Consider the following 13,828-nt stretch of genomic DNA (forward strand, 5'->3'; position numbering starts at 1 on the left):
TGCAACATTAAAATAATACTAATAATAAATATCTGTGGAACGTGAATTATGACTAGCTTATCTCCAAGTGAATTATCCATCCTATTACTTGAGCCTTCCGAGACTCAGCGTAAGATCATTATTACTCGCCTTCAGCAAGAAGGTGTCAGCAGCATCCAAACTGCCGCAACCATTGCTGAAGCTAAAGAGATAATCCATCGCCATAAACCAGACTTAATTGCCAGCGCACTCCATTTTATCGATGGCGAAGCCACTGAGTTATTGCAGTACATTAAAATGACTCCAGCATTGAGTGATATTCAATTTATGCTGGTTTCCAGTGAGTGTCGTCGTGAACAGCTAGAAATTTTTAGACAATCAGGCGTGGTGGCTATTTTACCAAAACCATTTAATGCCGAACACTTAGCTACGGCACTTAACTCAACCATTGATTTACTGAGCAATGACGAGCTCGATTTAACCCACTTTGATGTTCACAGCATTAGAGTATTGGTGGTTGATGATAGCCGAATGGCACGAAATGTTATTAAGCGCACCATAGGCAATTTAGGCATACAGCTAATTACTGAGGCTGTTGATGGTGAACAAGCGATTAGCCTAATGAAAGACAATATGTATGATTTAGTGATCACTGATTACAATATGCCCTCGGTAGACGGACTTGCACTGACTCAGTACATCCGTAACCACAGTCAACAATCTCATATTCCAATCCTAATGGTATCGTCAGAAGCCAACGACACTCATCTGAGTAATGTATTTAGTGCTGGCGTCAATGCGCTTTGTGACAAGCCTTTTGAGCCGCAGTTAGTTAAGAAAATTCTTTATCAGCTCTTAGAAGAGTAACAACAAGGCAAATAAAGACATTATTTGTGCTAATTTTGCTTTAAAACCATTACAGATACTGAATTTATGGGATAAAGTGCTTTTAAACCAGCATCGCTTGTGGCATGTTAATCATGTTTTAAAAAAACACTTCTATGGAAAGCAGAGAATATCAATATGAACAAAAGTGAATTAATTGCAAAAATCGCTGAAAATGCGGAACTAACAAAAGCTGAAGCTGGCCGCGCTCTAAAGTCTTTCGAACAAGCGGTAACTGAAGCCATGAAAAATGGTGATAAAATTTCTATTGTTGGCTTTGGTTCTTTTGAAACCACTCAACGTGCCGCGCGTACTGGTCGTAATCCACAAACTGGCAAAGAAATTCAAATCGCAGCAGCTACAGTGCCTAAGTTTAAAGCTGGAAAAACACTAAAAGATAGCGTTAATTAATTATTCGTTTACTCTTTTTTTGCTAGAAACCTCCTTTATGGAGGTTTTTTATTGCCTGCTTTTTATATTTATCCTCTGCAAACAATATTATCTCTTAATTCAACATCAACGAATATTAGGATGCTGAGCACTGTTGCACAAAAAAGGGGCGAGCTTGCATCATTAAGTTGCAACAAATATGCAACAAAATGATCCATAAATACATAAGCAACTGACTTTAATAGGAAAATAGAGTTGGCATGCGATTCGCTAATTAATCTTCAGACAAACCAACATTGAGTTCATTTAGTGACACATAAATGCCTCATTGATAATAAAACGTTAAGGGATGAAGATGAAAAAATCACTATATCAAGCAATTGCATTATCAACAGGCTTATTACTGAGTGGCTCTGCCCTTGCTGAAGTTACGGGTAATATTGGCGCAACATCAAACTATTTATGGCGTGGTACCACACAAACTAATGATGCGGCTGCGGTTCAAGGTGGCATTGATTATGCTCATGACTCTGGTTTTTATGCTGGCACTTGGGTATCTAATGTCGATTTTGGTGATGAAACCAGTTACGAGTTAGATTTGTACGGCGGTTATGGTGGTAACTTTACTGAAGACTTAACTTACGACATTAGCTACCTTTATTATGCTTACCCAGATGCTGGTGGCAGTATTGATTTTGGTGAAGTCGCGCTCACTCTTGGATGGAAATGGCTAGATGTTGGCTATTCTAAAGTAATTAATGCTGATTCAGGTGTTTCTGGTGCCAGTGACGAAACAGATTGGAGCTATATCCAGGCCAATGCCAGCTTCCCGTTAACAGAAAAGCTCAGTGTCGCATTCCACTATGGTTATTCACAAGGCGATGTCGTTGAAGATTTATTCGGTGACACTTATGCAGACTACAACGTCACATTAAGTGCTGAAACAGACATAGGTACCGTATCATTCATGGCGGCTGATACTGACTTACCAGACAATGATGCAAAAGTTGTTTTAGGCTACTCTTACGGGTTTACACTATAACGAGTAACACCATTACTGACTCGCTTTATGAGTATATCAACGCCACCTCATTAACAGGTGGCGTTTTTCTATCTGTAGCAGATAGAAGCAGTATTATCTGGCGACATCATGGCATAGATAATACTAGTTTAAGCACACACTCTTCGCACTTGGCTTTATGTTTTACTAGCAAGAAATACATTTACTGCTAAGCTCAAAACGAAGGGTAAAAATAGCTGTCCAATTAAGGAAAAATATTTTACTTCCCTATTAACGTTTTTTTAGTTAGAAAATGCTCATTGAATTAATACCACGCTTTTATTTTACATGAGGGTTTTGTGATGGCTAATATTAGTGAAATAGTGCCTGATGACACAGAAATAGATGCGATGACGACGCCTAGAAACGTTAAGTCTGCCGAAAGTTTACAGCATAAACGCCAAGTGAAACGAAGATTAGAAGATTTTCTCGAACAAGCCCAATTACGCAAAGCAATTGGTGACGATGACTTTTTCTAAAAAATAGGGATAAACGCTTATATCGTTTATCCCAGTCTGTTTTATCATCTTTATCTCAGTGGATGTTAGGCGCTGATCAATATGCTATACGCTTTTAATTTGTTCGCGCCGCATATGCTTACCCGCTTGGGTTTGGGTGAGCAGCAGCTCGGCTTTGGCCCCTAGATAGACATAGATTCCCAGCCCGACCAACAAGCCCACTACGGCTAACATCATTAAAATTGCTGGCTCAATATATTGCTTTTCCCCTAGCGACGCTTTAAACATAGTCAACAAGGCTTCTATTGAAATCGCAATCAAAATGGTCGAAATAAACCGCGTAATCGTTCGTCGAGTTGAACTGTGACGAAAAATATCTTTATGCATCAATACTTCCTCTTCCAAAATGGTTTTACCCAAATCAAAAATGGCTAATGCCAAGGTAAGAAAAATAATAATGCCGAAGGGTTGCAATGGATCATGGGTAGCAGAAATTTGGCTAAAAAGGGTATAAATGTCACGAACTACAGTCCACATTAGCACGCTCACTAACACAAAAAGGCCCAGTACAATTGCAGCATAAATACTTTTAAAAAAAGGCGACATTTTGCGTCTAGCACTGTCACCCATCATAAACTCAATTAAGCGCGTTAAGTTGACATCAATAACCACAATTACCACTTGCCCAGACGCAGATTTAATCATTTGTGATGCAGACAAACACAAGCCACCACCAGAATTAGACAAATAAGGTCGAGTAATATGCACAGTATCAACCGCAGTCAATTGGGTAAAGTAAGGCCGCTGACTTCGATCTGCACGGTCACCGCAATTCATTAATTTAACCTGCTGGTTAATGACGCTGATATTGGGGCAAATCTGTATGCCCTGAGCATTCAATAAATAAATCAGTTCCACGAAGGGATAGCTTATCGCCATATCTTCAAAAATTTTAGCCGATATAGGTTGCTCGAATAAATTAATATCGCCCACACCAATCAAAATAGACTCTAGTAGCTCGTGCACTAAATGCTCATATTCATGATAACGCTCAATCACACTTAAATAGCTCATCGCTGCCATAAATTTTCCTTTTAATTATTACTACTTTAGGTAAAGCAGTTTTAATGCCAAGAAAATAATTCAATATTTTTAGTAACTTAAAAAAACCACCCTTAATACATTGCTATACGCCATGATAAATTGCACTAAAATAGTGCTGACTAGATGGTTATTTTTTCATTGCAGTTTTATGATCAACATCTGCTAATATGGCCGCTAGCACTGCTAACAACTTCTCTAGATTAGGAAAAGACAATGTCTGACTCTTTATTGCGTTATCAACAAGATATTCGTCGTTTTTCTGATGAATTAATTCGCATCCAAGCGCCAATTAAAATTTTAGACTCAATAAAATGGCCAAGACAAATTGAAGATGATTTTTTAGCGCAAAAAAGTAAACAATTACCCAACGTTAGTAATGACTTTTATCAGTCAATTCCGCTATCGTTTAACGCAGATCAAACTCAAACAGACCTGCAAGGTTTAAAAACTGCCGTTGAGCGTGGTTTAGGTAAACGCGATAAATTAGGTAAAATTTTACTGGCCAATATTGATCAATATCGCATAGTAATAGACATGCTGCATAATCGTGGCAAGCCGATGTTTGGTAAACTGAGCCAAGAGCTTTACGGCAGTGCCAGCCACAAATTACATGGCGATCGCCATACATTACGCCAACTGGGCGATCGCTTAAGCCATATATTTTCTTTGCCAGCGGCGCGCCACATGAATAGCCGCCATCCTAAGATTGTAACGGCACCAGAAGCGGTAAATGTCCTCAGCGAACGCTTAGTGAAGTATTTTCATAATGATGAAATTCACGTTAAATTGAGTGATGGTATTGTGTCCGATGCCGCCGTCGGTGGCGATACGGTTAAGCTCAATACTCGCGCCATGTTCAGCGAATCAGATCTGAATATCTATGAAGTGCATGAAGGCTGGGTTCATGTGGGCACCACACTCAATGGCCGAGCTCAACCTCATGCCACTTGGCTCAGCGTTGGATCACCACGCGTTACCGCTTCGCAAGAAGGCTTAGCTGTGCTCATGGAAATGCTCACCTTAAGCTCAAATCCGGGCCGCGCTCGACGTATTAGCGATCGAGTATCTGCGGTAGACATGGCAGAGAAAGGGGCTGATTTTATTGAAGTGTACCGCTATTTCAGGGACCTTAATTTAAGCTCAAAAGACAGCTATCGGGTAACTCAACGGGTATTTCGTGGTGGCATGGTAGGCGGCGGTAGCTTTTTTACTAAAGACATCTCTTACGTGCGCGGTTATGTAGAAAATATTAACTTTATTCGTAGTGCCATCAGCACTGGGCTACCTGAGTTAATCCCTATGCTATTTTTAGGCAAATTAGCCATTGAGGATATTCCGGTACTGTACCAAGCTTATCAAGAAGGTATTATTGCCCACCCTAAGTATTTACCTCCGATGTTTGAAGATATTAGCGGGCTTTATGCTTGGTTTGGTTTTGCCTCAGGAATAGGCAATATCGACCTAAAAGGGGTGCAACGCCATTTTGCTCGCCAATTCAAAAATGTTGTTCCAAGTTCTGCCGTCGACTTATTTGAAGACTCAGAGTTTGATAACAATTTCGAATAAACCACAGTGGTAATGTAATAGGTTAAGTGCGCGATAGTTACACTTAACCTATTAAAAATAAAATTCTTTTAAATTATGCAGTTAACACTCACTATATTGCACTAATAGACACTAAGTAACGAATCTATCTAAATACCTCGGTCGATGACATACGCCTCACCATTACACTCTAAATACACAGCACACGATGGGTAATTAACTTTGCCGCATTGCTTCATAACAATGGCATTTCCACCACGTTGTTTCACTTGTAATTTGAGCGATTTAGTCATTGAAGACAGGCTAGGGAGATCATTTAACTTATCAGGATCCGATGAGACTTCGCAATATGAAGTGGTCACATCGCCTAGAAACTTTGCTTTGAACCGGGATATTTCTCCAGAGGTATAAGTATCAATCTCTGCTATCTTGGCGTTGCCAAGCGCAATGGTACCCGCATTTGTTCGCAGCGACAGATTAGAACACCCGGACAAGAGCATCACCATCAATAACGTTGCGCTTGATACAGCAAAAGTAAGATGTTTCATAAAAATCCTTTTAAGGAAGCATGTTCATCTATTTACCAATGAACATGCTTAACCACAATTGCGAAATATTAACGTGAGTCGTTAACTAGACGAGTTTAAGCGTTAGCTTTCAAAGCTCGTTGCTTAATAAAATACTCACGAGTTAAGCCAAACACCACAGGACTTAACAACACCAACGCAATTAAGTTTGGAATCGCCATCATCGCATTTAATGTGTCAGCTAATAACCAAATAAACTCTAACGAACTGACTGCGCCTATCGGTACAACTAAGGTCCAAATGAGACGAAATGGTTTGACGGCTTTATCACCTAAAAGGTATTGGACACATTTTTCACTGTAAAAACTCCAACCTAAAATGGTGGTAAAGGCAAATATAGCCAATGCAATTGCCACAATATAATTCCCCATAGGCAATGCATTTGAAAATGCCAATGAGGTTAACGCCGCGCCGTTTTCACCTGATGTCCAGGCACCAGAAACCACAATAGCCAAACCGGTAATTGAACACACAATAAGGGTGTCAATAAACGTGCCTAACATAGCGACTAAACCTTGTTTTACAGGATTATTAGTTTGTGCTGCGGCATGAGCAATCGGGGCACTACCTAAACCAGCTTCATTGGAAAATACGCCTCGCGCTACACCAAATCGAATTGCAGCCCATACCGCTGCGCCTGCAAAACCACCTTGGGCTGCGACCGGGTTAAAAGCACTTTCAATAATTAACAGAAAAGCTGCGGGTACTTGCGCTGCATTAACAATCAATACCGCTAAACCCGCAGTAATATAAAACACTGTCATTAATGGCACTAGCTTACCAGCTACTTCTGCAATACGCTTAATACCGCCCATCAGTACCGCACCAACCAGCACCATTAACACCACGCCTGTCACCCAACTAGGCACGCCAAAATTACTGCTCATCGCATCCGCAACCGAGTTAGCTTGTACGGTATTACCAATACCAAAACCAGCAATAGAGCCAAAAATAGCAAATGCAGTACCTAACCAAGCCCACTTACTGCCTAAACCGTTTTTGATGTAATACATAGGACCACCAACATGGTTGCCATTAGCATCTGTTTCACGAAACCTCACCGCCAAAACAGCTTCCGAAAACTTAGTCGCCATACCCACGAGCGCCGTACACCACATCCAAAATAGCGCACCCGGACCACCAATAAAAATCGCCGTTGCCACACCCGCAATGTTACCGGTACCAATAGTGGCTGATAATGAGGTCATTAATGCATTAAACGGGCTAACATCACCCTTTTCGCTATCATCTGTAACCTGACGACCCGCCCATAACAATCTAAAGCCTCGATTTAGCTTTAAAATAGGCATGAATTTTAAGCCAATCGACAGAAATAGCCCGACACCTAAAATCATAATTAGCATGGGAACACCCCATACTATACCGTTAACCATATTGACAAATTGTGTGACTGCTTCCATGTAAAAACCTCATAATGAGTAATGATTTATGTCTAAAGTTATAATTATTATTAACTAACCTCACCTCGCGGATAATAGACAGGATAAAACGTTTAAACGGGAGTCATACCAAATCTACAAAATCAAACCTACACTGTGCTTTACTCACCAGGCTGTTTGAAAACCGTTTATTATCCAAAACTGAGGTTAATTATCTTCTGATTCCCCCTCAACAGCCCAACTCCGTTGAAAAACAATCATTTTAGATTACCTCGATTTCGTTAATCATAGCAACCATGTATATGTGACTAGCGCCAACTTCAATAATACCGTCCTAAAGTCATCAGAAGATCCCCCTATTAATATAAATCGCGCATTGTTCTGCCATGACGCAGATATGCATTCAGAGACGGTTATAAATAAGTACCAATATTGGTTTATAGGTCGATAAATAAAAATATTAACTTACTTGGGAAGGACAAGAACGAGGACATCAAAGCAGCTATTGATTGGCGTTAAGTGTTTATATGCCAAGTTAAGCTGCTTCGAAGCGATAACACAAACCATCACTCAAATAGCATTGAGATTTCGCTAATGAGTAATCTAAGGTTAGGGTGAATAAGTTTCAACAGCATCAATATCAGATTGTTGCACTAATTTAGCCATACAAGACTGACAAACACATTGATTATTGGGTAAATCAACCCCTGAAGATGTTGCGTTAAACTGCGCAATAATGGAGGGCATATCCACGGTTTGCTTAGCACACCAACATGCATCTATGGCTAATCCTTGCTCCATGGCACAAGCATTATCTTGTTGGCACAGTGGGCACAATTGTGCAGCAAAGGTAAATAATGTCATTGCCCAACCTATGAGGTGGTAATAAATAAAAGCTAAGATCAACATACTGCCATTTCTGATCGCTATGCTCAATAAGCTCTGTCTAAGTAATGTGTACACTTACAAAAAAGCCCATTAAGCGTTCACTCAATGGGCATCATTCATAGGTTTATCTTAATTCAGATAGATATCAAGGCTTAACTGTATTTTTAAGCGGAAAAACCGGATACGAATCAGTCCCTAAAATAGGCTTACCAGCAACCGATTGGCCATAATAGCCCTGGTGCTGATGGTATGTGGCTTGAGTCTTACTCACATCACCATCAAAACGAGGATCTTGTGGGCGATCAAACGAATTAACATAAGCGGCAACATCCCAAGCTTGCTGAACGGTAAGCTGGACACTTTTACCTAACGGCATATTTTCATAAATAAAATCAGCAGCCGTATTTACCCGATGCATTCCAGCGCCCCAGTTGAAGCTTTGAGGTCCCCATAATGGCGGCAAGGCAGCAACCCCAGCGATTATTTGTCCTTGACCATCTTCGCCATGACAAGTTTGGCAATGAGCTTGATAAACAATCATACCGCGCTCCGGCGCATAGGCTAATTCTGGATCTGGCGCTTTAGGAAAGCCCCGGCCAGGTAACTGACTTAGCGCTTTGGTATCTAAATTTTTGGCAATGGCCTCTGGCATCGGGAAATCATCCCGCATTGCACCTTTCACTAATTCAGCATCAGATAACTCAGGCACAGGGCCGCTAACGTTATATTGTGCCATTAATCCACTCATGCCTAACCAGTATGAATAAGCAGATATTGCCACTAACTCAGGAGAACCAGACTCGGGCGCTTTACCGTTCATTGAATAAGTAAAACAACCTTGAACACGCTCTTGAAAGCTGTTCACTTTATCATTTTTCTTACGATAGGCCGGATAGGCAAAATATGCCCCCCATAAAGGCGACGAATTAGCTTGTTGCCCTGCATTCATATGACAATTAGCACAACTGAGTTGATTACCAACGTACTTATCTCTAAGCGTTTGAGTATTCACGAACAATTGATAGCCTAGGCGAACTTTGTCACCAAAAACTCCCGCAGGAATATCGGTTAATGACGCAGGTTGTAGATAGTTCTCACCCACTTTTTTAGGTACTGCAGGCAATGCCGCTTGGCGATCAGGTAGTGCTGCTGAAGCTGTAGCAGGAACTTCAGTTAACATTTCATTGGCCTGTAAAGGCAAGCTAAACAGGACACCAATGCTCAATAGCGATAATAATTTCATAGCCATGTCCTTATTTTATATTGGCAAAATACTGCGATAAACCATCGATTTCGGCAGCTGTTAATTTCCGCGCAATATTACCCATCATATTGTCAATATCACCGGTTCGAGTGCCGTCTTGCCAAGCTAATAGTTGGGTCTTGATGTAACTGGCTTGCTGGCCTGCTAAGCGAGGGAAATTGCCTCCGCCAATTGCCGATGGCCCATGACAACTGGTACACGCCGGAATAGTTCGCGACCAATCGCCTTGAAAGGCTAATCTTTCAGAGGGATCACTAATGGCAACCTTGTCACCGCGAAATTGCAGCGAAATATCAGCAACTGGCTGTTGGCTAAAATATTGTGCCACTAGGCCAATATTATCACCTTGTACCGTGGCAGCCATTGCTAGCATGGTGGGGTTTTGACGTTTACCGGCATGAAACAACTTGAGTTGATTGGTAATGTATTCAGCCGATAAACCAGCTAAACGAGGGCCAATGATATCAATTCCTTGACCTTGAGCACCATGACAAGAAGTACATAACTGAGCGGCGGGTGGAATGGCTTGTTGAGGTTCTGCAGCATTTGCTTGCACAATATTAACTATGGTTAAGCCAGCCAATACACTGAGTACATAAAAGGATGTTTTCATCATCACACCTTTTTAGTTATTAATTGTTGTTAATATACCATAGGCTATAAATATGAAAAAAAGAATACGGCAAACGTCGAATACTCACACAAAAGGCCATAAATATTAAACAAAAAACCCGCTAATGAAATCATTAACGGGGTTAGAGACTATGACCACTGCGTCTGTTGCTATCGACTTAGCAGCCATTCTAATTTAACTTTTTTGAATAGGACGGCCTATTCAACGCTAAGCTATTTACGCTTAGTTCAAGGCAAAAGGCGCAATTTAATGGTTTAAATGAATGAGCATTTTTGCAACGATAAAATAGGCGTAGAGTCGTTATGCCTGTTTACTTTGGACGCACACCTAACGTATGGCAAATAGCATAAGTTAATTCGGCACGGTTAAGAGTATAAAAATGAAAATCTTTAACCCCTTCACGAGACAATACTTTTACCATATCAATCGCAACGTTGGCTCCAACTAACTGACGAGTTGCAGGGTCGTCATCTAAACCTTCAAATTGGCGATGTAACCAATGTGGAATCGCCACGTTAGTCATTCCAGCAAAACGTTTAGTTTGCTTAAAGTTAGTCACCGGCAAAATGCCAGGGATAATTTCAACATCTATGCCAGCGGTGACACAGCGATCGCGAAAACGTAAATAGGATTCAACATCAAAGAAAAACTGAGTAATGGCACGGTTGGCGCCCGCATCAATTTTTTTCTTCAAGTTAATTAAATCAGCCTGAGCGTTACGCGCATCTGGATGAACCTCAGGATACGCCGCAACCGAAATATCAAAATCTGCCACTGAACGTAATAAACGTACTAAATCATTAGCAAAGCGAGTTGGTTTTGGGCTGCCTTCAGGCAAATCACCACGTAAGGCGACAATGTCTCTAATACCTGAATTCCAATAATGCTTTGCCAGTTCAACTAACTCTTCATCACTAGCATCAACCAAGGTTAAATGCGGTGCCGCTAGAAGATTCGTCTCTTTCTGAATACGTTCAATCACGCTATGAGTACGATCACGTACGCCGGAATTGGCACCATAAGTCACAGAGACAAATTTAGGGTTTAACGGCTCTAAACGACGAACTGAATTCCACAGGATCTCTTCCATCTCTGGCGTTGATGGCGGGAAGAACTCAAAAGAAACATTAATATCATTCAGCTCAGACAAGCTCTGATTTAACGACTGGGCATGTTGCGCATGATGAAAAGCCATAATGTATTCCTTCAACTTCTGTAAAACTTAGGAGCCAATACCAATTAACTAACTTTCAATTTAGCCGTTTGGACGTCTATATGTCCATATACTAGTTTAACTGCATCCTAAGTCAAGCTAAAATACCATCAATTAACCAATTTAAGTCTACAGCTCAATCGCAAGCAATAACGCGAGCGCTAACGAAACCAGCCAAATCCTTTGAACCACAATAAAAATGACTACAGACCGACTATAAGTGTTCACTGTATTCCTTTTAGTGCCTAACAGCTCAAATCAGTTACGCAGCCATCTGCATATGTCTGCAAGCCTTTATCAAATCACTGTGTGACAAACCATCAAACTGACAATAAATGAGTTTCTTATGCGGTTAATAAAAACGAGTATTACTCTGATTAAGCTGGTTAGATTATTTAATCGTTTGATATATATTAAGTTTCTCTGCAAAAATGCTCAAAAGTAACCTCAAAAACATTTCCCATGACATAAAAAAGCTACTATCTAGGTAGCGTTAAAGTAATACGGATATCGTTAAACAAATTACTCGTAATCAGTAGAGTAAGTTTCTTCATAGCTGTGCGAGTAAAGTTCAAACAAGTTGCCAAACGGGTCTTCTAAGTAGACCATTTGTGCTAGCTTACTGTCGTCTTCTGGGTGGTAGCGCATAATGTCCATTCTTACTTTACCGCCATATTGCTCCGTACGCGCAATAGCGCCTTCAAAGTCATCTGTTTGCAAACAAAAGTGGAAGATACCAAGACGGGTAAAATCAACTTCGTGACGTTGTTGACGGTCGATCATTTCAAACATCTCCACACCAATACCGTCAGTCGTGACTAAGTGTGCAATGTTAAAGCCTTTAAAGCCTTCACCAAAAACGGCCACACACATTCTGCCAATAGCAGTTTTACGTTCTTCTTGAACCTTAGTGTTACCCATCACCACTCTTAGTCCCAGCGCTTTAGTATAAAACTCAACCGCTTTATCCATGTCGCCAACCATCAAACCTACATGATTCATTTTCATAACTTACTCCTAAAAACTATTGATTCGTCTTTGTTCGATGGCGTAATCTTACGGCGGACAGGTAATGAATAAAAATTATCAAAACTTATCTAATTGATAATTTAAATTTATAACACTTTGATAATCACAAAATAGAGATTCTCAAGCAATGATGTAGCTTTTGCCAATAAGACAAATTCAACACAGCAGAGAGCTTGAGAACCAACGAGTAGAAATCAGGGAACGGGTTTTATAGGTGAGTGATTAAGCGCAGAGGCAGTGCAGGAAACTTGATGACCCTAACTAATTGTCAACAAGCTTATTTATTTGGTCAAATAAGCTAATGTTGTTTATTAAATTAATTGGTGAGAGGCTCATATTCTTTAGGGAGATGAATGGCTCTGTCTTTCTATTTCGAGAGCAATTAATAATGCGCTATGTGCATCATTTGCGGCGTATCTTTTCTGATGATCGTGTAAGGGGAATATTGACCAATTGGATTGTTGTGCACTCTTAGATAGCCGTTGATTAAAAAACATCGCAACCGCAACTCTAGCGCCAACGCGTTGTTTAACTTGCGCAAAACGCATCACCTTTGAAGAGAGTTCTTCTGTATTGATTAATTTAATGCCAAATTTTCTAAAAAGAAGTTTTTTATCTTCTTTCAATCCAAAACCTACCTTCTTTATTGTCGGGTCAGATAATATTTCAGCGATTGCAGTAAAGTTTTCATAAAATTTTGTAGGAAATAAGAATACTTTAGATTTTGTGGCTATCTGGATTAAATGAGGTCCATCACTGACCTCACCTTTTACAAAACAAGGTTTGCTCTCTGTATCAAACCCTAAACAAGAATGAGTTCTTAACTCCGCTATTGCATTTATAGAGTCGGCTTTGTTTGTAACGACGATAATATTCTCTAAACTAATACCGTCATAAAGGGGTAAATCTCGAATTTGTTCCTTTGTTGGCCTTTGCATTGGATATCCTTTTGCCCAGAGAGTCAGTACTCATGTGTGGCGATATTGATAAGAGCATAAATCGCTAGTTGGCTTTATCCATAACGGTAATGCTAACTAACATTGAGGCCGTTGAAAACTTCCCATAACAGAATACGTGAGCAGTAGGATAAAACCCTGTCGCGAAGTGTTAGCTTTCCAGGAAATGTTGATCGGGCGCTAAGGGTTTGCAAAAGAGTATAAGCGCTCTTCCCCTTTACTCTGTTATGAGCCAAGCACCACTAAGCTGGCCGCTGGCCATAAGTACAAAGCAATAAATAATAGTGCTGGATTCCGGCTCACAAGCATTGCCGGAATAATGAGATGGACCCACCCTTCTAATCGGCTTCATAGTGAGCAATGATAAGTTTGTACACTTTATCAACAAAGGGCGGGTCCGAATATGAAGATTACAACAATTGGTTTAGATATATCA

General features: G+C 40.4%; 14 protein-coding genes. 5 read left to right on the forward strand and 9 right to left on the reverse strand.

The window, feature by feature from the left end; genetic code table 11:
* The first annotated feature begins 48 nt into the window (after positions 1–48).
* The 4 genes from H5185_RS12875 to H5185_RS12890 all read left to right on the forward strand — a co-directional run bounded on the left by H5185_RS12875 (position 49) and on the right by H5185_RS12890 (position 2,793).
* Positions 49–846 (forward strand): response regulator, encoded by a 798-nt coding sequence (locus H5185_RS12875; RefSeq protein ID WP_182696760.1) that lies wholly within the window; start codon positions 49–51, stop codon positions 844–846.
* 156 nt (positions 847–1,002) lie between these two features.
* Complete coding sequence (locus tag H5185_RS12880) at positions 1,003–1,275, forward strand: HU family DNA-binding protein (protein ID WP_101033991.1); 273 nt, start codon at positions 1,003–1,005, stop codon at positions 1,273–1,275.
* A gap of 334 nt (positions 1,276–1,609) precedes the next feature.
* On the forward strand, positions 1,610–2,296 hold the full coding sequence (locus tag H5185_RS12885) for a TorF family putative porin (RefSeq protein WP_124015135.1): 687 nt from the start codon (positions 1,610–1,612) through the stop codon (positions 2,294–2,296).
* Between the two features lie 320 nt (positions 2,297–2,616).
* Positions 2,617–2,793, forward strand: a complete 177-nt coding sequence (locus H5185_RS12890; RefSeq protein ID WP_165870035.1) for a PA3496 family putative envelope integrity protein — start codon at positions 2,617–2,619, stop codon at positions 2,791–2,793.
* Between the two features lie 84 nt (positions 2,794–2,877).
* Here the strand turns inward: H5185_RS12890 and H5185_RS12895 are convergent, their stop codons facing one another.
* A complete protein-coding gene (locus H5185_RS12895) occupies positions 2,878–3,855 on the reverse strand; it encodes a PDC sensor domain-containing protein (protein WP_182696761.1) in 978 nt (325 codons plus the stop codon).
* A 234-nt stretch (positions 3,856–4,089) separates the two neighbouring features.
* On the opposite strand from H5185_RS12895, the gene H5185_RS12900 reads away from it, so the two are divergent.
* Positions 4,090–5,442 (forward strand): flavohemoglobin expression-modulating QEGLA motif protein, encoded by a 1,353-nt coding sequence (locus H5185_RS12900; protein ID WP_124015137.1) that lies wholly within the window; start codon positions 4,090–4,092, stop codon positions 5,440–5,442.
* A gap of 128 nt (positions 5,443–5,570) precedes the next feature.
* Here the strand turns inward: H5185_RS12900 and H5185_RS12905 are convergent, their stop codons facing one another.
* From H5185_RS12905 to H5185_RS12940, 8 genes are all read right to left on the reverse strand, one after another.
* Positions 5,571–5,969, reverse strand: a complete 399-nt coding sequence (locus tag H5185_RS12905) for a hypothetical protein (RefSeq protein ID WP_182742307.1) — start codon at positions 5,967–5,969, stop codon at positions 5,571–5,573.
* A gap of 95 nt (positions 5,970–6,064) precedes the next feature.
* A complete protein-coding gene (locus H5185_RS12910; RefSeq protein WP_124015138.1) occupies positions 6,065–7,429 on the reverse strand; it encodes a sodium:alanine symporter family protein in 1,365 nt (454 codons plus the stop codon).
* Positions 7,430–8,017: 588 nt separating this feature from the next.
* Complete coding sequence (locus H5185_RS12915; RefSeq protein WP_182696762.1) at positions 8,018–8,272, reverse strand: cysteine-rich CWC family protein; 255 nt, start codon at positions 8,270–8,272, stop codon at positions 8,018–8,020.
* A 169-nt stretch (positions 8,273–8,441) separates the two neighbouring features.
* Positions 8,442–9,539 (reverse strand): c-type cytochrome, encoded by a 1,098-nt coding sequence (locus tag H5185_RS12920; protein ID WP_182742308.1) that lies wholly within the window; start codon positions 9,537–9,539, stop codon positions 8,442–8,444.
* A 10-nt stretch (positions 9,540–9,549) separates the two neighbouring features.
* Positions 9,550–10,173: a c-type cytochrome gene (locus H5185_RS12925; protein ID WP_182696764.1), complete on the reverse strand. Its 624-nt coding sequence runs from the start codon at positions 10,171–10,173 to the stop codon at positions 9,550–9,552.
* Positions 10,174–10,504: 331 nt separating this feature from the next.
* On the reverse strand, positions 10,505–11,389 hold the full coding sequence (gene metF, locus H5185_RS12930; protein ID WP_124015142.1) for a methylenetetrahydrofolate reductase: 885 nt from the start codon (positions 11,387–11,389) through the stop codon (positions 10,505–10,507).
* Positions 11,390–11,929: 540 nt separating this feature from the next.
* Positions 11,930–12,415, reverse strand: a complete 486-nt coding sequence (locus H5185_RS12935; protein ID WP_124015143.1) for a VOC family protein — start codon at positions 12,413–12,415, stop codon at positions 11,930–11,932.
* 362 nt (positions 12,416–12,777) lie between these two features.
* Positions 12,778–13,374, reverse strand: coding sequence for a 3'-5' exonuclease (locus H5185_RS12940; RefSeq protein ID WP_182696765.1), 597 nt, complete (start codon positions 13,372–13,374; stop codon positions 12,778–12,780).
* Positions 13,375–13,828 lie beyond the last annotated feature (454 nt).

This window comes from Shewanella sp. SG44-6 (assembly GCF_014164185.1).
Taxonomy (GTDB): Bacteria; Pseudomonadota; Gammaproteobacteria; order Enterobacterales; family Shewanellaceae; genus Shewanella; species Shewanella vesiculosa.

Coding starts and splice junctions, on each gene's coding strand:
- H5185_RS12940 (WP_182696765.1), bottom strand. CDS start 13,374: ATGCAAAGGCCAACAAAGGAACAAATTCGAGATTTACCCCTTTATGAC.
- H5185_RS12875 (WP_182696760.1), top strand. CDS start 49: ATGACTAGCTTATCTCCAAGTGAATTATCCATCCTATTACTTGAGCCT.
- H5185_RS12910 (WP_124015138.1), bottom strand. CDS start 7,429: ATGGAAGCAGTCACACAATTTGTCAATATGGTTAACGGTATAGTATGG.
- H5185_RS12935 (WP_124015143.1), bottom strand. CDS start 12,415: ATGAAAATGAATCATGTAGGTTTGATGGTTGGCGACATGGATAAAGCG.
- metF (WP_124015142.1), bottom strand. CDS start 11,389: ATGGCTTTTCATCATGCGCAACATGCCCAGTCGTTAAATCAGAGCTTG.
- H5185_RS12890 (WP_165870035.1), top strand. CDS start 2,617: ATGGCTAATATTAGTGAAATAGTGCCTGATGACACAGAAATAGATGCG.
- H5185_RS12900 (WP_124015137.1), top strand. CDS start 4,090: ATGTCTGACTCTTTATTGCGTTATCAACAAGATATTCGTCGTTTTTCT.
- H5185_RS12925 (WP_182696764.1), bottom strand. CDS start 10,173: ATGAAAACATCCTTTTATGTACTCAGTGTATTGGCTGGCTTAACCATA.
- H5185_RS12880 (WP_101033991.1), top strand. CDS start 1,003: ATGAACAAAAGTGAATTAATTGCAAAAATCGCTGAAAATGCGGAACTA.
- H5185_RS12895 (WP_182696761.1), bottom strand. CDS start 3,855: ATGGCAGCGATGAGCTATTTAAGTGTGATTGAGCGTTATCATGAATAT.
- H5185_RS12915 (WP_182696762.1), bottom strand. CDS start 8,272: ATGACATTATTTACCTTTGCTGCACAATTGTGCCCACTGTGCCAACAA.
- H5185_RS12920 (WP_182742308.1), bottom strand. CDS start 9,539: ATGAAATTATTATCGCTATTGAGCATTGGTGTCCTGTTTAGCTTGCCT.
- H5185_RS12885 (WP_124015135.1), top strand. CDS start 1,610: ATGAAAAAATCACTATATCAAGCAATTGCATTATCAACAGGCTTATTA.
- H5185_RS12905 (WP_182742307.1), bottom strand. CDS start 5,969: ATGAAACATCTTACTTTTGCTGTATCAAGCGCAACGTTATTGATGGTG.